Source organism: Streptococcus sp. CF8-6 (assembly GCF_024295845.1).
Lineage (GTDB): Bacteria > Bacillota > Bacilli > Lactobacillales > Streptococcaceae > Streptococcus > Streptococcus oralis_BO.
The window spans coordinates 119,357-143,874 of sequence record NZ_JANCOF010000001.1 but is presented as its reverse complement, the minus strand read 5'-3'; the positions used below and the strand labels follow the sequence as shown (position 1 = coordinate 143,874).

The 24,518-nt window shown below is 42.6% G+C and carries 9 protein-coding genes, 1 other RNA gene and 2 pseudogenes; 3 read left to right on the top strand and 9 right to left on the bottom strand.

What is annotated here, in order from left to right:
• Nucleotides 1-58: 58 nt before the first annotated feature.
• The 5 genes from NML69_RS00650 to NML69_RS00630 all read right to left on the bottom strand — a co-directional run bounded on the left by NML69_RS00650 (nt 59) and on the right by NML69_RS00630 (nt 4,083).
• A complete protein-coding gene (locus tag NML69_RS00650) occupies nt 59-1,501 on the bottom strand; it encodes a cell division site-positioning protein MapZ family protein (RefSeq protein ID WP_254725003.1) in 1,443 nt (480 codons plus the stop codon).
• 12 nt (nt 1,502-1,513) lie between these two features.
• A complete protein-coding gene (locus NML69_RS00645; protein WP_198460116.1) occupies nt 1,514-2,671 on the bottom strand; it encodes a class I SAM-dependent RNA methyltransferase in 1,158 nt (385 codons plus the stop codon).
• A gap of 83 nt (nt 2,672-2,754) precedes the next feature.
• Nucleotides 2,755-3,136, bottom strand: an RNA gene (gene rnpB / locus NML69_RS00640) — RNase P RNA component class B.
• Nucleotides 3,137-3,156: 20 nt separating this feature from the next.
• Nucleotides 3,157-3,486 carry a cell division regulator GpsB gene (gpsB, locus tag NML69_RS00635; protein ID WP_007518509.1) on the bottom strand — a complete coding sequence of 110 codons (330 nt, stop codon included), beginning with the start codon at nt 3,484-3,486 and terminating at the stop codon, nt 3,157-3,159.
• 69 nt (nt 3,487-3,555) lie between these two features.
• Nucleotides 3,556-4,083 (bottom strand): DUF1273 domain-containing protein, encoded by a 528-nt coding sequence (locus NML69_RS00630; protein ID WP_000199581.1) that lies wholly within the window; start codon nt 4,081-4,083, stop codon nt 3,556-3,558.
• Nucleotides 4,084-4,149: 66 nt separating this feature from the next.
• Between NML69_RS00630 and recU the strand changes: the two genes are divergently transcribed.
• Together recU and pbp1a are read left to right on the top strand one after the other, a co-directional pair.
• Complete coding sequence (recU, locus tag NML69_RS00625) at nt 4,150-4,746, top strand: Holliday junction resolvase RecU (protein ID WP_198460117.1); 597 nt, start codon at nt 4,150-4,152, stop codon at nt 4,744-4,746.
• Nucleotides 4,743-6,911 carry a penicillin-binding protein PBP1A gene (gene pbp1a / locus NML69_RS00620; protein ID WP_198460118.1) on the top strand — a complete coding sequence of 723 codons (2,169 nt, stop codon included), beginning with the start codon at nt 4,743-4,745 and terminating at the stop codon, nt 6,909-6,911. The genes recU and pbp1a overlap by 4 nt, the downstream gene beginning before the upstream one ends.
• A gap of 167 nt (nt 6,912-7,078) precedes the next feature.
• Here the strand turns inward: pbp1a and NML69_RS00615 are convergent, their stop codons facing one another.
• The 3 genes from NML69_RS00615 to NML69_RS00605 form a co-directional block, all read right to left on the bottom strand.
• Complete coding sequence (locus NML69_RS00615; RefSeq protein ID WP_254725002.1) at nt 7,079-15,223, bottom strand: SIALI-17 repeat-containing surface protein; 8,145 nt, start codon at nt 15,221-15,223, stop codon at nt 7,079-7,081.
• Nucleotides 15,224-15,364: 141 nt separating this feature from the next.
• Nucleotides 15,365-21,733, bottom strand: coding sequence for a SpGH101 family endo-alpha-N-acetylgalactosaminidase (locus NML69_RS00610; RefSeq protein WP_254725001.1), 6,369 nt, complete (start codon nt 21,731-21,733; stop codon nt 15,365-15,367).
• Nucleotides 21,734-22,011: 278 nt separating this feature from the next.
• The gene (locus tag NML69_RS00605; protein WP_084860279.1) at nt 22,012-23,994 is read right to left on the bottom strand and encodes a peptide ABC transporter substrate-binding protein; all 1,983 of its coding nucleotides are present in this window, start codon (nt 23,992-23,994) and stop codon (nt 22,012-22,014) included.
• A 238-nt stretch (nt 23,995-24,232) separates the two neighbouring features.
• Here NML69_RS00605 and NML69_RS00600 point away from each other — a divergent pair.
• Nucleotides 24,233-24,385: pseudogene (locus tag NML69_RS00600) on the top strand (sugar nucleotide-binding protein); the annotation flags it as partial.
• Here NML69_RS00600 and NML69_RS00595 read toward each other — a convergent pair.
• A pseudogene (locus NML69_RS00595) lies at nt 24,381-24,511 on the bottom strand (sugar phosphate nucleotidyltransferase); the annotation flags it as partial. The pseudogenes NML69_RS00600 and NML69_RS00595 overlap by 5 nt on opposite strands.
• Between the last annotated feature and the right edge of the window lie 7 nt (nt 24,512-24,518).

Genomic DNA, 24,518 nt, shown 5'->3' with positions numbered 1-24,518 from the left:
TAATTTGTTTTATTTTATCATTTTTACCTATGAAAGGAAAGAATTTTGTAACGGACTCCTAATAGTCCAAGTCATCTGCATGACCAAAACCATTCCCTACAAAGTAACCCGTCTTACAGTTGAGGGTGAAGAGGTAGGTTCCATCTGGTTTGTAGAGGTTGTAATAGCCGTTTCCGTTTACAATATTGACACGTTCGAGAATGTATTGGTTGCCAGTTATATAGCCACGAGCACGTGAGGTTGCTAGGATTTGTTCCAATACACCATCTGCAAACGTCCAAGCAGGGTTATTGCTATCGTCTACAGCTGATTGGTTGTAGGGTACACGACTAGCACTTCTTTGAAGATTAACCCCATCGCCAGACAAACCACCATTTGTGTCTCTAGCTGGTGTCGTGGTGCTTGTTGAAGGTGTCGTACTGCTTGCATTGCTTTCTGTAGCTGAACTTGAGCTTGCTTGACTCGTGCTAGAACTTGAGCTGGAAGCACTGGTTTGTTGACTCTTACCAAGACTAATCGCCTGAGCCAACAGTTTATCGAGCTCTGTATTTCCCGTTTTAACTTCCGTGAACTTAGCATCCGCCTTGGATTTAGCATTGGTATCCAAGACACCGTCAGTAATAGCTGGACTTTCAAAGAGGGCGTTGACATCTTGAATGGCCTTGATTTGAGTTGCTAGGCTATCGTATTTTGACTTAGCAAGTGTATAATCACGGCTACCTTCTAACTTATCTAGCAAGGTTTTCAGTTGGCTCAATTTATCAAACTGGCTGTTTTTCAGAGCTGTCTTATTAGCATCCGTATAGAAAGTATCATAGAGATCATTGAAGTCCTTCAAAGCGGTTGGTGTTCCTTGATCATCCGAAGAGGCTGCTTGAGAAGACTGGATCTCTTGGTTTGAACGAGATACTTGACGGTAGACATAATATGTTCCAGCAAGCACAAGGATTGCAGCGACCACTGAAGCAATGATGATGATGACAGCTTTCTTCTTAGATCCTGTTTCAGGTTCTGTTTGAGTCGAACGTGATAGAGGTGTATAGGCCTCCTCTTCTTGTTCCTCATTTATTTGCTTGGGCTCTGTTTCTGTTAAAACGAGAGGCTCTATTTCAGCACTTTCTTCATCTTGAAGTGGTGGAACAAACTGAGTAGTCTCTTCATTATCTACCTCTTCAATAGATCCCTCAGCAACCAGGTCTGAATCGTCTACCTGATCAGAAGGTTCACTTGATTCACGAACTTCTTGGATCATTTCCTCGAGGTTTTGAGTAGAAGCTAGCTCTTCTTTTTTAAACTGACGAGTTTCAAACTTGTCAGCTTCGATTTCCTCACGGTGCTGTTTGATGTATTTGTCTAAGATATTGTCCTCAGGCAATACTCCTGCTTCAACCTCTTCATTCTTACGAATGACTTGACCAACAGTCAAGTCTTTTGCTTCGTCAAAGTCGAATTGTGGTTCTTGATGTCCTTTTTTATGACGATCACGTCTTTTCTTACTCATGAGTTCACCTTTCTATTTTACCTCTTGGCGTTTGACACGCTGACCAAAGTATTGATACAAATCCACTTTTAAGGTCCCATTATAGAGTTTTCGCTTTTTATCAGCTGGACTTCCGTACTTGCTTTCAAAAGCTTCGTCACTCGTCAGGATAAACTTACTCCACGTTTTCAGTGGTGCAAAAACCTGTCCCATCTCAGCATAGAGCTTGGTAACTCCTGCATCATCAGACAAGCGTTCCCCATATGGTGGATTGGAAATGATAACGCCATTAATCTTGTCTGTGCGCAAGTCCTGTACCCGCATTTGCTTAAAGGTGATATCACCTGCGACACCTGCTGCTTGAGCATTTGCCTTGGCAATTTCCACCATGCGAGCATCTATATCACAGCCCATGATGTCCAGCTCAAGTTCACGATCCATTTTCTTAGCCGCCTCTGTGCGAACTTCCTGGATTATCCGATCACTGACCCAGTTCCATCCCTCAAAAGCAAAGGAACGGCGAAGGCCTGGAGCCATTTTTCTGGCAATCATAGCCGCCTCGATACAGAAAGTTCCTGAACCACAGGTCGGATCAATTAAGGGCTTGTCTGGATACCAGTTAGATAGTTGTAAAATGGCCGCTGCCATATTTTCCTTGATCGGCGCTCCACCCTTTTCCGTACGATAACCACGTTTAAAGAGACTGGAGCCTGTCGTGTCAATCATGACCGTTGCCACATCTTTCAGGATAGATACCTCAATCTTAAACTCGGGACCAGTTTCCATCAAGGGAACTCCTTCTGGACGGGCATAGTGTTTTTGTAATTTCTTTACAACAGCCTTCTTAGAAATAGCCTGAACACTGGGTTCGTTGTGGAGTTTAGACTTCACACATTTTGCCTTTGATATCGGGAAACGTGCTCCTAGCGGGAGATAGTTTTCCCAATCTAGAGCAAAAACTCCTTGAAAGAGCTCTTCAAAGGTCTTAGCTGGAAAGCTTCCGACTACAATCTTGATGCGATCCGCTGCTCGAAGCCAAAGATTGGTCTCGATGATTGCCTTCACATCTCCTTGGAAGCGGACACGCCCATTTTCAACCTGGCAATCATAACCCAGGTCTCGCACCTCTCGTCCAACGACAGCCTCAAGACCCGCCGCAGCAGTTGCGATTAAATTAAATTGTTCTTTCATTTCTAGTCTTGCAAGACCTTTCTCTTGTTCACTTTAAAAAATGAGGTTGAGAAAGATTTCTCAGCCCCAACCTATATGCAATTTTCTATAAGCCATGTTTTGTTCCAGAAGTGACTAGGACCACTTCCTTCGATAATCATCTGTCTACCGCTAACAGCATAAATCTGCTAGCAGTCAGAGTACTACGTTCGTTTCCGTGCACTCCATGCCCCGACCAAAATTTGGGTTGCTAGCTTGAGGGGTTTACCGCGTTCCACTCTCTCTGTTTCCAGAAAGACTCCGTCACTGTGGCACTTTCAAGCCTATTCTGACCTATCCGAAGACTTAGCCATTTCGACTGCCGTAACGATTTCTCGTCCCTAGGCTTATGGATTCGCCTAGCACAAACACTACAGGCATCACAGCCTGTGCTAGCATGGACTTTCCTCATGAAAAGAGAACCTCTTCACGCGATTATCCAAAAATTGCACTCATTCCTTAGTCAATTATAAATCTTGGTTGTCTAAGATTTGCTTACCAAATACTTCTTTTTCGAGACGATTTAAGCGTTTCAAAATATCAAAGTTTGTCATTGAAGTAGAAGCTGTTACTTCAATAGAGTCTGGTTGAGTTGGAGCCACCTGTGGTTTACGAGATAATTCTTCCTTCAAATCAGCAATCTCTTGACGAAGGGATTTGACCAAAGCTGCGTAGGTTTCATAGTCCTTAATCACATCGTCTAGGAATTCATCGACCTCTGCTTTGCTGTATCCACGTACTTCACGTCCAAATTCTTGTTCAAAAATATCTTTCGCTGAAAATATAATACTTGCCATGTCTCTCTCCATTCTGGGTTACTAGTATTATTATATAAAAAAAGACAAGTAAAAATCAAGGTCAAAGGCTTACTTTTCAGAAAAATTTTCTACTATTTCATTCAAGTCCTCAAATGTTAATCTTCTTGTAACATAGTCCGCTTGATTTTTCATCATTTGGTAAAAATATCGTAACTTGGTTTCGTTTTCTTCGTCGTAAAAAAGGTAACAAGTATCTGTATTTTCCAGCAGAAATTTCTGATAATCGCGTAATTGTCCCTTGTGCTCATATTGTGGATAGGCGTATTTGACAAAATCAACCTGCTTGAACTCACTCAATTTCGCTTGATTTGCTTCATTCCAATTACTGCCATGGGTTTCAAAATCAAAAATGGTCGCCAGTTGAAATCCATAGTCTGCTTTCATGTCTTTTGCCACCTGAAGCGCCCAGTACTCAAAGCCCAAGGTCCCTGTAAAGACAAGCCAGGTCACCCCATCCTCTGCTAGACGTTCCAAGTCTCTCCGAATAGCTGTTTTGATAATATCAACGCGAATATCCTTGTCATTAAAGAGACCAAGGTCGAAGGCTGAATAGCCTAAAATCAAGGCTGATGTCATTTTTAACCCTTTCTTTGTAAATTTATGATATAATAGAGTGATGTTATTGTACCAATAAGGAGAATTATGGTCAACTATCCACATAAAATTTCATCTCAAAAGAGGCAAGCACCCCTGACACAAACTAAAAATTTCGCAAATCGGGGAATGTCTTTTGAAAAGATGATCAATGCTACGAACGACTACTATTTGTCGCATGGGTTAGCTGTTATTCACAAGAAACCGACTCCCATCCAAATCGTACGTGTCGACTATCCCCAACGAAGTCGTGCCAAGATTGTTGAAGCCTACTTTAGACAAGCTTCAACTACTGACTATTCAGGGGTTTATGATGGATACTACATCGACTTTGAAGCAAAGGAAACCAGGCAAAAACATGCGATTCCGATGAAGAATTTTCATCTCCATCAGATCCAGCATATGGAACAAGTCCTTGCCCAGCAAGGAATCTGCTTTGTACTTCTTCACTTTTCTTCTCAGCAAGAAACCTACTTATTGCCGGCTATTGACCTCATCCGTTTCTATCATCAAGATAAGGGACAGAAGTCAATGCCACTTGGATATATTCGAGAAAATGGATATCGGATTGAGCCTGGTGCCTTTCCTCAAATTCCCTACCTCGACATTATCAAAGAACATTTACTAGGTGGTAAAACAAGATGAACAAACAAACTTTTCTGCGAATAGCTAAATATGTCAGTATCAGTCTCTTAACTGTATTTATCGCAGCTGTAATGCTTGGTGGAGGTCTCTTCCTCTACTATGTTAGCAAGGCTCCAGAACTTTCTGAAAGTAAACTAGTCGCTACAACGTCAAGTAAGATCTATGATAGCAATGACGAGCTTATCGCTGATCTTGGATCGGAACGTCGGGTCAATGCTCAAGCAAACGAAATACCGACCGATTTGGTCAACGCTATTGTTTCAATTGAGGACCATCGCTTCTTTAATCACCGAGGAATCGACACGATCCGTATCCTAGGTGCTACCCTACGAAACCTTCGTGGGGGGGGAGGTCTGCAAGGAGCTTCAACCTTGACGCAGCAGTTGATTAAATTAACTTACTTCTCTACGTCAACTTCTGACCAAAACCTTTCTCGTAAGGCTCAGGAGGCATGGCTCGCCGTTCAGCTAGAACAAAAAGCGACTAAACAAGAGATCTTGACCTACTACATCAACAAGGTTTACATGTCAAACGGTAACTACGGAATGCAGACAGCTGCCCAAAGTTACTATGGCAAGGATCTCAAAGATTTAAGTATTCCTCAACTGGCTCTCCTTGCCGGTATGCCTCAGGCTCCAAACCAGTATGATCCATACTCGCATCCAGAAGCTGCTCAAGAACGTCGTAATCTCGTCCTCTCTGAGATGAAGGGGCAAGGTTACATTACAGCTGAGCAATATGAAAAAGCAATTAATACTCCGATTACAGATGGACTTCAAAGTCTAAAATCGGCTAATAGCTATCCTCCATACATGGACAACTATCTCAAAGAGGTAATCGATCAAGTCGAACAAGAAACAGGCTACAACCTCTTAACGACTGGTATGGATGTCTACACCAACGTTGATCCTAAAGTTCAACAACATCTCTGGGATATCTACAATACTGACGAGTATGTCAACTATCCAGATGATGAAATGCAAGTAGCTTCAACAATCGTGGATGTGACAAACGGGAAAGTCATTGCTCAGTTAGGTTCTCGTCACCAATCAAGCAATGTTTCCTTCGGAATCAACCAAGCTGTTGAAACCAACCGTGACTGGGGTTCTACCATGAAGCCAATCACAGACTATGCTCCTGCCTTGGAGTATGACATCTACGATTCAACTGCTTCGATTGTACACGATGTTCCTTATAACTATCCTGGAACAGATACCCCTGTTTACAACTGGGATAGAAGTTATTTTGGAAATATCACCATCCAATATGCGCTCCAACAATCACGAAACGTTACAGCTGTAGAAACCTTGAACAAAGTCGGTTTGGATAGAGCCAAGACCTTCCTAAATGGAATCGGTATTGACTATCCAGATATGCACTATGCCAACGCGATTTCAAGTAACACGACTGAGTCGGACAAAAAGTATGGAGCAAGTAGCGAGAAAATGGCTGCTGCTTACGCTTCTTTTGCTAACGGTGGTATCTACCGTAAACCTATGTATATCAACAAGATTGTCTTTAGTGATGGCAGTTCAAAAGAATTCTCTGATTCTGGTACACGTGCTATGAAAGAAACGACAGCCTATATGATGACAGATATGATGAAAACCGTCTTGGCATACGGAACTGGTCGAGGAGCCTACCTCCCTTGGCTACCACAAGCTGGTAAAACTGGTACGTCAAACTATACAGATGATGAGATTGAAAACTACATTAAAAATACGGGTTATGTAGCTCCGGACGAAATGTTCGTTGGCTATACTCGTAAATATTCAATGGCAGTTTGGACAGGTTACTCAAATCGTCTTACTCCTATCGTTGGTGATGGCTTCTATGTTGCAGCTAAGGTCTACCGTTCAATGATGACTTATCTCTCCGAAGATGATCATCCTGGTGACTGGACTATGCCTGAGGGTCTCTACAGAAGTGGGGAATTCGTATTTAAAAATGGTGCTCGTTCTACATGGACTACACCTGCTCCACAGCAAGCCCCATCAACTGAAAGTTCAAGCTCATCATCAGAAAGCTCAACTTCACAGTCTAGTACAACTACTCCAAGCACGAATAATAGTGCAAACAATAATACCAATAACCAGCAACCAAATACAACGCCTGGTCAACAAAACCAGAACCAAAATCAGAATCCTCAACCAGCACAACCATAACATTTATCACCCGGATTTTTCTGGGTGATTTTTTCATAGCACTATTGCATTTATGTGCTTGACAAAAGCCTGAGAAGACATCTTCTCAGGCTTTTTCTGTACTATAAACCTCATTGGGAAAGATAGGAAACGGATTTCGTAATCTTGTTAAGAGGTTTTACTAAATACTAGTCTTTCTTTGTTTTTGCTACAAAGAGAGCAGATAGGGCTAGGCTAACACCTGCTAGGAAGAGGGCCGTGTCAGATTGGCTCTCACCTGTTGCTGGCAAGCTTTGTTCAGTAGTTTCTTGCTTCGTCACTTCTTGTTTTAGATCCGGTGCCGGTGTCTTACCTTCATCTGAAGCAAGTGAGCTAAGTTTAAACTCAGGTTTCTCTACCGTTGGAGCAGCTTGCTCACCTACTGCCGCTACTGGGCCTGTGTACTCTGGTACTTCATTGACTAAGGCTTCAACTGCATTGACACCACCCTTGAACTCAGGTTTCTCTACTGTTGGAGCAGCTTGGTCACCTACTGTCGCTACTGGGCCTGTGTACTCTGGAAGGTCATGCACTAGGGCTTCAACTGCATTGACACCACCAGTAAATTCAGGAACTTCAAGCACTGGTGCTGGTTCTTCACCCTTGCTTGATTGAACAGCTTCCTCTGTTAATTCTTGATAGAAGCTTGCCAATTCATAAAACTCGGCCTTGCCACTTTCCCAGGCTAATTTGACATCTAGAAGAGTGCCACCATTTCGGATAGCGAAGGTTTGGAGACTGGATGTAATAGCACCGAGGTCTAGCCAACTGTCTTGGCCATCCTTCAGTGTTCTAGCAAGAACACGTACTTGCGCTCCTTCAGGAATACTGGAAACAAGACGAAGGTGGTTAGCTTTGGTTGGTTCAGACAAGTGATATACCAATTCGCCCTTGTCTTTTTCAGACTTGTAGCTGGTCAAGACTTTGCCGTCTACAAGATTATTATAAAGGTTGCCTTGGCTTTCTCCACTACTTCCTTCTACTGTTGGATCATTGATTGGTTTGACAAATTCACCATCGTTGATGACCAATTCTGTAAAGCCTACAAACCGGGCATCATAGTCTGCTGTATAGAGGACACGGAGATAATTAGCTTTGACTGGTGTCGTCAATTCACCCTCAATATAGCGATTTCCTGGCATCTTAGAATCATGTGTCCAACCATCTGTCAGAGAATCATCGTGTTGGCTATTGGCCACACCATCTCCTACTGTAACGACATCAGTCCAAGTTTTACCGTCTTGGCTGACTTGAATCTTACCATCACGAAGATAGTTTTGTGTTCCGTCTTGGATGTAGGCTCTGATCTTCTTGATAGTGCGTTCGCTGCCAAGTTTCAAGGTCACGTGACCATCTTTATGGGCATAGTCTGAAAACTCAACGAAGTTGTTGTAAACACCGTCAAATAGTTGATCTAGGTTGTTCAGTTTACGAACATCATTGCTTCCGTATGTTGGATGAATGCCCATAGTTGTAGATTCTAGTTTGGTTGGTTGTACTTCTTTGGTTGTCACAAGGAGAGAAGTGGCTGTCACAGCTTGTTCCTGATCTGTTTTATTGACCAGACGAACATAACGAACCAAGTGGGTTGCGACAGTTCTGTCTGTCAATTGGCTAGCTGGCGTCCATTCTTGCGCATTTGCAGAGTACTCTAGAGTAAGAGCAGGGTTGGCCTGACCTTTGAGCTGGATGCTCTTGATTTGATGGATACGGTCAAGCTTCATTCCTAGATAGCTATGAGCAGGGAGTTTGGTTCCAGCTGGAATTTGAAGCTCGTAACTGCCCAAGCTATCCACTACTGGTGTTTCCTTCAAGGCGTCGACGTTGGTGTCTGTTAACTCACTGTTTCCAGAGCGTGTCTCAACAGAGAAGTCCTGGATACGCCACCAGAGGTCGAGGGCCTTGGTATTGCGGACTCGGATGTAACGAGCGTTGATCGCTCTGGTCACTTCCTTGGTTTGTTCTCCTGATAGGCGATCCAACTCTTGCCATGCAGTTCCATCTGTAGAGTACTCAAGTACACCTGCGGCAAGCTTATCACCCGTTCCTTGGCGAAGTCGTACTTTAGTGACTGACTTGACTTCACCGAGGTCCAGTTGTGCCCAAGCATCTACTGGTGTCGTATTGCTACCGTCAGCATTTGCCATCATGGCTTCTGTATTGTCCTTGCCATCAGTGATTTGATGAGCTGAGGTATTTAGTTTGTAAACTAAGTTTGAGCTTAGACTAACTGTCGTTGCTTGTTGGCTACGAGCTTTTTCAACTGGACGGTTGACTGCAATTTCCTGAACTGCAAACCAAGTGTTCTCGCGGTCTGCTGTCGCAATCATGCGAACTGCCTTGGCCTTGATAGTGAGATTTTCAAACTTAAGTAGGGATTCATTTCCGACATAGCTTGGCTCTTTCAAGGTTATCCAGTTATCGTTTTCATCTTGATACTGCACTTCTGCCTTACTAAAGGTATCACGTGGATTTGCCTGCGTTCCCATTGCAAAGGTCAAGGTTTGGATCGCTACCGGCTTGTTGAACTTCATACCAATATAATCACCTGTCTTGATGCTGTTTGGTGATTTAATAATCGCATGAGTTGCCAAGTCGCCATCCGTTACTTCTGCCAAACCACCTTCTACACCTGTTCGATTGGTAATAAAGGTACTGATGATTTGGTCTGGATGCAAGACTTTTTGAACTTCAGACGCTAGAACTTCTTTCAAGGATAGGATAAATGGACGAATATGTTGAACACCCAATTCAGCCTTTTCCATATGGTCTACATAATGGAAGGTGTGAGTTTGAGACTGTTCGTACAATTTCAAACCTTTATAGTAACTATCCCAGAGTTTGGCTGCATCATTTGTAGCCATGGCTTCGATTCCTGTAAGGAAGGCATCGAGAGCATTCATTTGGTCGATTGCATTATCCAACCAATAGTGGATTTGGGCAACCATTTTTTTATCGCCTGATGCTTTATAGAGTTCGGCTGCTTCTTTAATCTTGGCAAATTCTGCACGCAAGGCTGCACGTTCTGCAGTCACATCCTGACCTGCTTTGAGCTTGGTCATGAAGTCTGTTAATTTTGGAGCCAAGTCTACAGATTCTTCTAGTTTGACGACACGATTATCCATGTTTTGGTTAATCATGTGCTTACCAAGTTCGCGGAAGGCTGCTGATACCTTGCTATCTTCAAAATGACCATTTTCTACAAAGTTGAAGGCAATATCATTGATTTTCTTAGCTTCTTCTTCTGATTTCCACTGTTTCCATGAGTATTGAGCTCCTGCAAAGAGGGCAATCTTAGATGGTTCAGACTGTTGCATTGGGTTCAACATGATACCAGATAGCAAGCTTGGATCTACATTTGGATGAAGGAATTTCTCACCACCACCTAGAATCAAGTGTTGTTTCGAGTTATCTGTTACAGGCCAGTTAATCCAAAGTGAAACTGGGCGATAGGTCTTGCCACCTGCGGATAGATTGTTTTTGAGAGTTGAAAGGAAGCTTTCAGAGACTTCGCCCCAAATCTTACCACCCGTCAAGGTCATGGATGTTGAACTTGGGAGATTTTCATTGAGGGATTTCAACTCATCCTCACGTCCATTACCCCAATACTGTCCAGGAACAAAGATCATTTCTTTACGAAGACCACTGTAAGTTCCCTGCATTTCAGTCAACCACTTGGTCATATCTTGCATCAAGCGGTTGTAGCTATTGTAGCCTCCGACTGGACTTGGAGCATCATCTGCAAGGATACCAAATTCGCGGACACCCACTTTCATCAACTGGGTAAATTTAGCCTTGATGGTTGCCAAATCTTCTTGGTAATGCGCTTCATTGCCAAAGCGGATGCGGTTGTTCATGAATGGATGGATAGTCCAGACATAGCGTGTTTTACTTTGATTTCCGACACGAGCAAGTTCACGAATTTCAGCTAGTTTTTCTTCTGGATAGAGTTCACGCCATTTCTTGTTGTGATATGGATCATCTTTTGGTGCAAAGAAGTATTGGTTCAATTTCAAATCGCCACCATAACGCATGAGCTCTGCACGATCGGCATTCGACCATGGATTTCCATAGTAACCTTCGATGAAACCACGGTTCTTGAGCTCTGCGTAATCTTCTACTGTCACATTGCGAAGGACTGGCACTTGGCTTTCCTTGAGCATGTGTTTCAAGGTTGTCAAACCATAGAAGACTGCATCTGTATCTTTCCCGACGATAGAAATCGAGTTATCCTTAATGGTCAAGGCATAGGCATCAATCTTGTCAAAGAGGCCTGCTGAAACGTTAGATAAGTTTTGTTCTGCTTGTGAACCTTGTCCATGCACTCCAAGATAGATATTGGTTGCGCCAGCGATTGCCGCCTTACCAGTTGTATAAGACACTTGATTGTCCTGCAAGACACTCTTCAAGCGATTACGAGTATAGATATCAAGTTGATCGCCCATGACCAGATTGACTTGCTTGCGAAGAGCTGTAACACCTTCTCCATAAGTCACTTTTTGTGGAGTTGGGAAGACCTTGTACTCTTTCTTGAGATAGTCTGCGCTCTTGCTGGCAGCTGCAATGCTATCTTCGCTAGCTGGTTTACTTGCAGTGAATTGATCTGCCAATTCAACTGTTCCATCACCGGTTTGGTCTACTTTTGGTTTTTCTGGTGTAGTTGGTTTTTCTGGTTTACTTGGTGCAGGCGTTTCTTGCTCTTCTTTGACAGGTTTCAATAGATGAACTTCGGCTGCACTTGCAAAACCACCAACGCCTTCCAATACTTTCAACTCAATCTTGTTGGTATGTACCGCCGCAAAGTTGACTGTTTTTTCTTGGGCGTTGTTGTCCCAGCTTCCTTCTGAAACCTTGACCATTTGGCCATCTTTTTGTGCGTAGATTTCGTAGCGCGTCACGACACCATTTCCACCACCTGGACGTGGGAGATACGTCAAGCCATTGACTTTTTCTGCTTCTTTCAAGGTCATAGTAAGGGTGTATGGCGCAGTGTCACCAGTCCACTTAGTATGCCAGAAGGTATTTGGATCATTGTCAAAGGCCTTTTCAACAGCGCCTTCAGTCGCGTTTCCTGGAAGTTGCTGACTGCTTGCGGTTGCCGTAATCTTATCATTTGAAATCAAACGAGGATTTACAAATGGTTTGTCTGACAACTCTGCACTATGCAAGATTCCTTTGAAACCACCAATGCTTTCAAGCGGTAGAACCAAGCTATTGTGGGCAAAACGAGGGTGGGCTGGATTTGCGATACGTTCAATCTTTTCACCATCTACATAAACTTCTGTAGATTGTGGTTTGGTCACAATAGAGATTTGATAACGTTTGTTCTTTTTAAGTTTTTTATTGAATTGAATATGGAACTGTTCAAACTGGTAAGCAAGATAGCCGTCTTTATCAGCTAGATAGATACGGTTGTCCCCACTTGTTGAGAAGGTTTGTTCTCCGTCCCCAGTGACAGTTACATCAAACTTCAAGACATGACTTGGACCAACATCACCAGCCAATCCTTCGATACTGCTGTCTTTCTCAAAAGCCAATCCTTGCTCGCTTGTCTTCACCCTCTTGCTTGCATAGTTCTTGACTGTTTCAGGATTGATGGTAAACAAGTCGCTTTGATCAATCTCTTTATCAGGATTTGACTGTGGCGCATAAGGACTCGTTGGTAGGGTGCGTTCTGCAAAGGTCGCAGCTGCACGGTCAGATCCCCAAGTGCGCTCTGCAGTGGTTTGCATGCTCTTGAAGAAACGTTTAAAGATATCATAAGAGGTCAAACCGGTCTCATGAAGGTCGATATTATCATTCCAAACTGCGTGACCACCACCAAGGATGTTTGGATTAGAAGCTTCTAGTAGTGGGCCATGGCCAGTTCGGAAATCGTTTGGTGTCCAACTATTATATTGAGTTTCATAGTTGGCATAATCACCATAACCAGCTTGACGATTATCTCCATTCGGAACGCTATATGTTGGGATATCAGTGATATTAATAATCTTAGCTCCCTGAGCAATAGCTTCTTTTGGCTGCTGCCAACCAATACTCCAGATGTCAACCTCTACATCTTTCCAATCAACCGCTGTTTTACCTCGTTTCGCACTGAGCGAACCCCAGATACGAGGGGTATAACCTTTTCCTTTAATGTATTTGATAAGGTCATTGACATAGCGGCGATAGCTTTCTCTGCTGCCATAGTATTCATCCGTTCCGATATGAACAGTTGATACCCCATGAAGCGGTGCATCTGGACCATCGAGGAGTTTGTCATAAACTGATTTGACAAAAGCCAGCGTTTCATCGTATTTATTATCTAGGTCGAGCATAGCTACGCGCTCGACATTGTGCTTGCCTGCATAATCGCTCAAACTACCTTGATACATGAGGTCTGGGCGGACTTTGACAAAGGACAAGGCGTGACCTGGTGTGTCAATTTCTGGCACTAGGTTGATATGCAAGGCCTTGGCAAGTTTAATCAGATTTTGCATTTCTTCCTTGGTATAATGCTCATCTGATGTCAATTTTTGACCATTCTTACCGACAATGTCTGTCTCCACACGGAAACCAGTCTTGGCATGTTCAAGTACATACTTGAGTTGTTCTTCTGGACTTAAATTCTTACCTGCCAAGTGTTCCTTAAGGAAGATATAGTTATCATTAAGGTGCAACTGCAAGTCGTTCATCTTGTAGTAAGCCATGTTGAGCATGATGTCTACAAGAGTGTCATAAGGGATAAATTTACGACCTGTATCCAACATAAAGCCACGGTGGCTGAAACTTGGGAAATCACGAATTTCGCCATTTTGTAGGTCTGTTTCTCCCATTTGAAGAAGAGTACGAGTGGCGTAGAAGGCACCTGTGTTTGTAGCAGCTTCTATGGTAATCACATCATTTTGGATAGTAATGCCATACCCTTCTTTACCATAACCTTTGTTTTCAACCTTTTTAAATTCGATTCGTTTTTGAGCTTGCTTGTTACCTGTTGCTAGTTCCAATCCACGGCTAGCAAGGTCTGACTGGTAGAAGGTTGCTGCTTGATCAAAGCCAGAATCACCTGTCGCAAGGACTGTATCTGAAGTGATAGAAGATTGGCCTTCTTTCCCATACCATTGTTGAACAGCTGGTGCTACTTTGGGTTTGACACCTACACCCTCGTCCTGATGTAGTCCCTTGATGACTACTTCAAACTCTTTTGTAAAGGTATGACTGTCTCTGATTTGTTGGACCATGACCTTGACACGTTGGTCTGTCAAAGGCTTATAGATGTGATTTTGAAGGTCAATCACGCCTTGCTTGTTGCTTCCGATAAGGCTAACTTTCCCTGGTAAAGTTGGTAAGACAAGAGACTGTCCATCTTCTGCTACTGTTAGTTCGGTTACTTGGCGGATATCCGTTACCTTACTATGGTCCGGAACGTTTGAATAAGCTCGAATTTCTTGGATACCAACGTTTCTCCAACCCATTGTGCCCACTTGATAGTCGTTAATTTCTAACTTAAGATATTTAGCTTGAATACTTTCAGCTAGGTCAACTTTCTCATCTAAAACAGGTTCTCCAGTTTTGGTATGAGCTAGTTTCCATTGTTTTTCTCCATTAGCCCCCACATCTTCTTGGCCTGCGTAATAGAGACTCCAAGATTTGATATTTGGGTCATTTTGCCCATTACGAAGACGACGATCCCAATCAATTTCTACATGTTTGATCAAGGTAGTCTTTGGCAGAGTCAGTTCAAAAGTTGGTTTTGGTACATCTTTGTCTGTAGCCCAACGAGTATTATCATCTCCGTCGATAGCCTTATCCGCAGTAAAGTTGGTACCAGTCTCATGGTTGCTCGCCTGAGCAGTAGCACCTTCGAGATGGTTGACATCTTCTCTATCTTCAATTTGCTTTTCAGCTGGTTTTGCTGCTGGCGTAGCAGTTTCAGCTGGTTTATTGTCTGCCTTTGGTGTTTCAACCGGTTTCGGCGTTTCTGCTGGCTTGGGACTTGTAGGACTTGTCTCTGGTTTTGCCTCTTCACTTGATGTAGGATTGCTTCCTTCGTCAGTCGCTGGAGTTTCTTCATGACTTGCTTCTGTTGCAGCTTCTGCATCCGCCTTTTTAAGCGCATTGGCTAAATCATCGGGTAACTTATCCAGTGCTTCAACATGGGTGATGCTTCCCCCTGTTTCTGAAGGCGCTGCTGTTTCTGCTGCCTGAACCATATTGGCTCCAAAGATACTAGCACCAATCATCACGGAGGCTGCACCGATTGCAAATTTTCTTATACTAAAGTGACAGCGTTTCTCAAAAAAATGTCTATCCATCTTTCTCCTATTCCTTTCATCCGCATACATGAGTAAGCGGTATCATTTCTCCTTTGAAAAAAGGAGAGAACCTAGAGGTCCTCTCCGGCTGTTTGATCCTATTTGATTCGAGATCTTTTGGACTTCTAAAACCAAATCTGTTTAGTCTTCTTTTCGTTTTGTCGTAAGAACAGCAGCAGATAAAGCGATACTCACACTTGCCAAGAAGAGGGCTACTTCTGAGCTGTGCTCCCCTGTAGCAGGTAGTTTTTCTTCATCTTTAGCTCCCGGAGTTTTGGTATCAGCTACTGGACTTGGAGTGAGCGGGTACTCAGGTTTTTCAACAGTTGGAGCTGCTTGATCTCCAGCTGTAGCCAATACACCTGTGTAGGCTGGCTTTTCATTCACCAAGGCCTCAACTGCATTGACTCCACCTCTATACTCTGGAACTTCATTTGCAGCTGCTAGAACTGAATTGGCTCCACCTTTGTATTCTGGCAATTCGTTTACCAAGGCTTGAACTGCATTGACTCCGCCCTTGAACTCAGGGACTTCATGTACAACTGCTTCTGCTGCATTGACGCCGCCTTTGAACTCAGGTACATCAAGAACTGGTGGTTGTTCTTCACCCTTGCTACTTGTTGGAGCATCTGGTTTCGTAGCAGAATCTTTTAATTGGTTGAGATAGTCTGCGAAGTAGGCCACCATTCTTTCCGTCAAGAGATGGTTATCCGTCGCATATTTCATGCTTGCCTGAACGCTAGCTACTTCCTCTTGATTGTCTTTGTCTGTTAATTTCTGCGCCTTAGCTAAAGCTGCCTCATAACCAGACATGTCAAGTGGTGTTTCTGCTACCTGTGGACGGGTAAAGATGAGTTCCGCTGCAGATTGGTATTTATCGCCACCATCTCCGTAAGTCTTGGTACCAGTAAGGACAATTTTCTTAGCCTTGATTGTCTTGCCAAAGTCAATGTCTTTTGGTTTGTTGTTATTTGGCCAATCTGTCACTGTGAAGGTATGTTCCTTACCAGACTCATCTGTGACAACCAGTTTCACATCACGCAAGTTTCCATTTGAATCAGAGGCACGTGGAACATAGCGAAGTCCAGTGATTTCAGTTGATTCTTTCAAGACCATGGTTGCAGGCTTGCCTACATCTCCACCATTCCAAGATGTATGCCATAGACTAGACACATTTCCATCAAAGGCATTCTCAAGACCTTCACCTGGTTGAGATGGCGCATCCAAACTTTCAAAGTCTTCTGCTACTAAGGCTGTTTTCTTCTGAACCAAAGCATTCTTCAAGGCTTCAATCTTGGCAATCTCTGCACGCGCTTCTTCCACGCTAATGTCATCATCTGCCTGACTGAGGTTAAAGACCGCCTCTTTCAAAGCATCCATAGACTCTTTCGTGTAGTTAGTCATGGCAACCGTTGGCAAGTAGTTCTTCAGAGCATTTTCTGTCAACATCTTACCTGTTAGGGTAATTTCCTCGATGTGAAGATTGTCCATCATGAAGTCGTTGTAACCACGGAAGTTGGCATTTCCACCAGAATCACCACGAGTATTGCTTGCGTTTCCAGTTGAGTAGATACCTACCCAAGTATCGCCTGTTTCTGCACCTGTCACGAGGAAGGTTACCTTCTTAGCTTTCTTAGAATCTGTCCAAGTATTTGGCAATTCATGCATTTCCAAGTTGCTTGCTTGAGTACCACGACGACCTGACTGGAATTCTCCCTTACCAACTACAAAGGCATAGGTATTGTCTGATCCTGCTTCGTATTCAAAGGTTACGCGATAAGTCTTACCAGCTTCAAAGCGGAAGTTTTGCGGAATAGTTTGGTAAACCAAGTTACGACGGCTCACTAGCCCATTTGTCTTGAGTGACCAATTCCCTTCGATAACATCATCGACTTTCTTACCGTTCCAACCACGCTGTGTATATGGATCGTGTTTTTCAGACAAGTGAGTGCGGTTATCTTCAACACCTTCGACACCACCTACTACAAATGGGAAGATTCCTTGAGCTACATTTTCAAAGTCTTGTTTGAAGGTTCCTTGACCTGTATCATGCTTGTCTCCGTACATGCTTGAATTATTTTCAAAGGTACGAATTTCATCAAAGTAAGTTGCTTCATCACCAGCTTCACGACTCAATGTCAGAGTGACATTTGATACGTCAGATCCAGTTGTAAAGAAGGCGTACATATTTTGGAAGTAACTTGTATCGTCAACTGTAGCATTTTCACGACGATTGTTATGAGCATAAGCTTTGATATAGTTGAGAGCGAGTGACTTATTGGTATAAGTAGTCACTTCTTTTTCGCCAGTATTCACTGTGATACTTGCCTTAGCATTACTACGGTTATCGACACCAACATAAACCGCATACTTGGTATTTGGTTTCAAGCCAGTCAGTTTCTGAGTAAGGCTGACCTTGCTCTTATTGCCTTGGATACGAAGCATTTCATTTGCGCCTTGTGATTTGACAATTTCTGCCTTGGAAGCATCACCTGAAATGGTCCAGTGTTTCAAGGTTCCACTGTTAAATCCTTGGTCATAGATGTGCATGCCTTCGCTCCATGATATTTCAGGATTGGTTTGTTTCGAACGGTAGAGAACGTATGGTTGATTTGCTAGAAGGTCTAGGGTAATCTTACCATTTGTTACAGTTAGTTCTTGCTCTTCTGTTTTACCTTGGTCAGTTAGCTTGTAAAGGTAAACCTTGCTATTTGCCCAATCGCTCGGAAGTGTCCAAGTTGTTGCACCGGCCTGCGTATTGAAGTAGTACATTTTTTCCTTATCAGTAGGAAGTTTCTTACCATTCGCATCCCAGTTCCAAGGAGTCAAGTAAGCTGAACCATCTTGGATGACACGTCCATTGAGAGTTACTGTACGTTCGCGGTATTGCGGGTTATTGACATCGTTTGACTTACGAGTCACAACCACTTTGTTACCTGCAGCATCGACTAGCTCAACCTTCATTTCTGGAGTCCATTTATAGGTGCTACCATTATCAGACATGGTAACTGGTGTACCATTTTCCCATTTACTTACAGTGAAGTGTTGGAAGTACTTAGTCATGACGTCATGAGCAAATAAGTTGGTTACATAGCCATTGTAGTCGCTTCTTCCTTGCCAACCTTCAAAGTCTTTCATGCTGTAGCCACCTAGAAGTGGGTAGTTGGCTGCACCACCGTAACTTCTATAGTCCCCAACCCAAGAATCTTTTTGGTGGTTACGGATAAAGCGCGTGATGGCGCTGTTGATACCTTTATTAGTGTAGCCACCATAGGTCAAGTCAGCTGCCCAGTGTTGGAAGGTAGAGTCGTATTCACCACCATGACCCCACTCAATCGCAAAACGCCAGCCTTGTTTGTTGATTTCTTTAGCAAGAACGTGGGTAGCCCAGGCACCGTTATCACCTGATTGACCATTGCCCCATACGTCCACATAGATAAAGTCGAGACCATCACCAAGTTTTTTCTTCAAGTCTTCCCAGCGAGCCAAGCGTCCATGTGCTAGGTCATAAGCAGCATCAATGTTGATACCTTGGTCTAGCCAGTTCCAGCCGTAGCTGTAGCTGCCATCTGGATTCTTACGAAGAATATTTTCATTAAAGTATTTAGACTCAGGATAAGTCTCAGAAGCGTTAACGTGGATGCCAAGATGAGCTCCATATTTCTTCGCTTTTTCGATCAAGGTCTTGAAGTCTTCGACACCACCAATACGTTTACCAATATCAGCATAGTTCAAGTGTCCAGAGTCATGACCTTCACTACCATAACCTTTAAGGAGAACACCTTGCCCAAGACCACCTGTGTGGAGATTGATTTTCTTGATACCATCCAAGGTCATAAGGAATGGGTTTTGTGCTTGAGAACCAAAGTTCATCGCGATACGGTAAGCAGTGATATCCTTGACTTTTTCCCAACCTTGAGGGTTGTTCATGATGCTACGATAAGCAATGGCACCATCTTGCCAATCGACTTTGTTGTCTGCATTGGCATCTTCGGTGATAACAACCTTGGCACTTGGAAGTTCCTTGGTGTATTCTGGGAAGACAATGCCCTTATAAGCCTTTTCCCATTGCCATTCAGAGCTGTGAATTCCGACATAGTTGGCATTTCCAACTGTTTCTTTATAGGCTGTCAAACGAGTCCAGTCATTCGAACCACCACCGTAGCTGTTTTGAGAGTTACTCCAAACACCTGCAGCAAGCTTATCTGTAGAAACAAATCCATACATGTAACCCTTAGCCAAATCCTTCATTGGATTGGTTACATCGATATGATCATCTCCGCTGACATGGGTATTGTTTGACATGGTTGCCCCATCAAACTTAGCACCAGCTTGATCACTAGAAACAGAGACTAAAGCATTGCCAAGGAAACTAATCGTAGAAAGCAATTTTCTTTCGTCATCAATCTTTTGACCTGGAGTGACTTGATTGTGGTTGACAATCTTGGTCACATCAAAGTGCAATTGATTGTCCACGACTTGCAAGCGTACTGTCATTTCCGCATTGATTAAGTGAGCATCATCGCGAAGCTTCATCACGTACTCTGCTGTTGTCTCATTGATTTTCTTATAAGTGACTTCAGGAGTGATTCGGTGGTTATTGATAAAGACTTGGTTGAACTGTTGCACCTGTCCTGGCAAAGTATGTCCATTCAAGGTGTATTCCTTGACACGAGGGAAGGCTTGGTCAATCACTGCCTTGAGAACCTTAGACTGGATCGTATCATAAGTCACCTTGCTATCGTCAACGGCCGGACCTGTTTCTTTCTGGGCAGGAGTATCATCCGCTTTTACACCTTCTTGATTGTCTGTTTTAACGCTGACAACCGTGCGATCATTGCTATAAGTTCCTGCCTTGAGAAGGATCTTCTTCTCATTTTTAAGATTCTCATTGACCGCCCCAGGTAGGGTCACTGTGTCAAAGAGATTTACATCATTGTTGCTGGCATTGAGTTGTCCATCTGACTTGAGAGTGATAGAAAGACGGTTTACAGAACCTGGTTCTGGTGCTGCTACACGGTTGCCTTTATACCATGTGCTATTACCTGGAGTTTTGTATTCCCAGAACCAGCCACCTTGGTCATATCCAACAAAAACATTGTTCTTGGTATCTTTAAATTTCAAGAAGACACCAAAGCGTGATTTGCCCTTTTCAGAATCATCTTTGAAGGTTAAATCAACCGTCGCATTTCCATTAGCGTCAACTGTCAATCCTTGTTTTTCAAACAAAGCTGGTTTGCCATCATTGTCATTTTGGGCCGTTGAAGACAATTGATTGTAGCGAACACCCTTTTCTTCACGAATAGTGACGGTTCCTTGTTGCTCTTTATTCGCTACTGTTTGCCATTCAGGAGTTACTGCCTTAGGTGTTTCAGGTTTAGCAGCTGCAGGTTTATCCTCTTTTGGTTTTTCTTCAGCCGGTTTTTCTTTCTCTTCCAAGTCTGCTGGTTTCACACTTGAAATTCCCTGTATGTGGTCTTGAATCCATTTTAGTTGAGCTGGTGAGAAGAGAATGCCTCCGCTCCGTTTTCCAACTACACCATTTTGGTGAACACCGACTAGTTTGCCTTCTGTATCAAAGACACCGCCGCCACTAGCACCCGGTTTTCCTCCTTGGTAACCAATCCCTTGGACACCTTCTCCGTATGGTTCCGCAAAATCAACTGTAGTATTGACAATCGGATTCAATTTTCCTTCTGGATAACCAAAGACATGAAGCTTATCTCCGATTTTCTTAACTACTGGCTTTTTGGTTACTTCAACAGGCGTATTTTCTAGAACTGTACGCAATCTCACTAGGGCCAAATCATTCTTGAAGCCTTTCAGATAGCCTTCACGATCCCAATGAATGATATCTTTCTTGCTAAACTTGACATCTGGCAATCCTGGATATGAGATGCTATAGATATCTCCATCCCCTTGGTCATTATCCACAACCTTACGGATATTGCCGTCTTGGCTATCCTTGATAAAGTTATGAGAAACCGTCAAGACAAGGTCTTTAGCAACGACAATACCGCTACCTTCTCCTGATGGCGTCTTAATCTTAACAGTCGCGCCATAGTTTAATTCCCCATTGGTAGTCTTAGCCACATCTTCTGGGACGAGCTTGCCAGTGTCTTGGGCCAATTGATCCTTGTTAACTTCGCGCCCATTGTCTTCAGCTTTCTCCAACTTATCTTCTAATTCTTTTGGCAGATTGCTTGGCTTTTCAGACTTTTCTTTTTCTTGAGCCAACAACTCTTCTTCTGTTTGAGGGCCTTCAGTAGTCTCAGCTGAACCAGGATTTTGAGCGGCAGCTTCCTTGTCAAAATCGTGCCCCTCATCACTAGCCTTCTTATCCAAATCAGCTAGTTCACTCGGCAAATTATCTGTTGAACCAACTCTTGCTTGATCAGCCAATACTGGGCTAGCTGCGAAGAAAGTCGCTCCAATCATCACCGAAGCTACTCCAAGCGTAAACTTACGAATACTGAACTTACAGTGTTTTTCAAAAAATCGTTTATCCATGAACTCCTAAATCCTTTCACTTTCCAGTAAGCGTTTACATTTCTTTTTTAAAAAATACTCCTTTCTCTGAAAGTACTCTGCTTAACTGTTATAAATAAAAAATAATTGTACTTTTAATATAACAAATAAAAGACCAGAAAGCAATAGGAAATAGGTAAAATTCACTAAAATTTTCTCTTTTCTGAAAAATCCTATCTCTAATCATTCAGAGACTTATACCAAAGATAAAAAAGGACTTAACCATCATGTCAATGGCTAAATCCTTTACTTTTTTAAAGTTATTTCACATGGTTTGCAAGTTCTTCTTGAGCCTTTTTATTTGACTCTTCTTTTTCTTTCAACCATTTCTCTTGAGCTTTTTGGTATTCGTCTGTTGTCACGGCTTTATCTTGTACTTCTAGATATTTGTACAAAAGGGCTTCACTCATACCCTTGTTACCAGAGTATGCAAATGGAAGTGTAAATGGTACCATCTTAGACAGCATTGGACGACCAGTTTGAGAAGTTGTTGGGATGAGCAAGGCACTGTCTGTCAACCAAGCTTGGGCAGCAGCATATTTCTCATAACGTTTTGAAACATCAGTAGTTTCTTCACCAGCTTCCACAACCATTTTTTCATAATCTTCTAAACCGACTTGCTTAGCAGCAGCGTTGTTTGTCCCAGAATCAAATCCTAGATATGTTTTCGTATTTTCTCCTACAGAAGGTTTGATAATATCAAGATAAGTAGATGGATCGATATAGTCTGGAGACCAACCCACGTTATCTGAGATATCCCAGTCTTCTCCAGCCGCAGTTTCAGCGAAGTAGGTAATGTTTTGAACATCATCTTTTTGAAGTTGTTGGATATCGATAACCACATTATCTGACCCTAGATTTTCTTCAACTGACTGTTTAAAAGATTGAACACGTTGAACTTTTGTTGTGTTGGTTTGGTCTACAGGCATGTCCAAGTGGATTGGGAATTTCACACCTTCCGCTTGAAGGGCTGCCTTAGCTTTAGCGAATTCTGCTTTGGCTTTGTCAGGATTGTAGAGACCATCTTGGGCATCATCCAAGTTTACGTTGCTCCACTCGTCTCCATAGGTCACTAATTTTTCTTTAACTAATTCCCCAAAGTTTTTCCCATCTGCCTGTACAAATGTAGGAGGAACAAATAAGTTACGAAGCAGTTTAGTAGCCCCGCTTGCACCATTTACTTGAGAAGCGTAGGCTGTTCTGTCAAAACCAAATGCAATAGCTTGACGGAAGTCCTTATTCAAAAGTGCCTTCTTGGTTGATGCTTTTTCCTCATCTGTTGTCTTAGAAGTGTACTTATAAGACTGGCGATCGATATTTGTACCTACTAAATAAGTAGTAGAATCTTGTTGGGTATAAACGATATTGTCTTTGAATGCTTTTTCAGTCTCTGAGTAACTAGCACTTGTTGGGAAGAGGCGAGCCATTGTAAAGCTACCGTCTTTGAAAGCTTCAGTTGGCTTATTGGTATCTTGACCATCCCAGAAGGATAATTTCACTTTATCAAGATGAACATTGTCTTTGTCCCAATAGTTTGGATTCTTTTCGAACTCGACTGATGATTTGGCTACGATTGATTTGAGTAAGAATGGTCCATTGTAGAGAATGCTGCTTGGGTCCGTACCTTTAGCAAAGTCATCCCCTTTAGAGTTCAAAAATTCTTCATTGACAGGAGCCAGAACACCCATTGTTGTCTTAGAATTCCAGAAACTTTCTGGCTTGTTCAATGTGTATTGAACGGTATAATCATCAAGAGCCTTGATTCCTACTTGAGAAAAATCTGTAGTTTCTCCTTTGACATAGGCATCCAATCCCTTGATAGATTCCTGAACCAGGTAAAGACCATCTGATTTCTTATCAGCAGCATACTTAAGACCAGTTACAAAGTCTTGAGCTTTAACTTCTGCATACTCCTCACCTTCAGATGTATACCATTTTGCATCCTTTCGGAGTGTATACGTGTAAGTCAATCCATCCTTAGATACAGACCAATCCTCAGCCATAGATGGTACAAAGTTACCATAGCGGTCATTTTCAAGCAAACCATCAATAACGTTACTAGTAATATTTGCTGTAGCTGCCTTACCAGTTGTCAAATAGTTTAGGTTATCAGGATCCGTTTCGTAAATGTATGAGAATGTTTTCTCACCTTTAGCATTTGAACTTGATCCAGAGCAAGCCGCAAGTGTCGCAGTTGCCAATAACGTCACACCCGCAAGGGCAAGTAGTTTTGAACTTTTCATTGTTTTCTCCTTTAAAACTTTCACCCCATTATAGTCCCTTTTCAGAAACATGTCAATAAAATTTTCAGAATTTTTGAATTACTTTGGTAAATTCTGAAAAATAAGTTTTCTATTATAAAATTATGATTCTCTAATACTATATTTTTATATCTTAAACCAGCAAAATAAGGGCCGAAAATCAGATTTTTTATCATTTTTTTTGCTATGATTAAATAGAAGAAAAGTTAAGGAGAAGACAATGATATTAATTACAGGTGCAAAGGGTCAACTCGGTACCGAACTACGTTATTTATTAGATGAACGAAATGTAGACTATGTTGCAGTTGATGTGGCCGAAATGGATATCACTAATGCTGAAATGGTTGAGAAAGTCTTTGCTGAAGTCAAGCCAACATCAGGGTTGACAAAGGATAGTAAATCATGGGTTTATCATAAATCGACATCAGCTGTTTTGACGCAGCCCGAGTAAGTGGTACAGGCGCGTTCCCGAACCATCTGAAAGAATAATACCTTTCATAATGAAG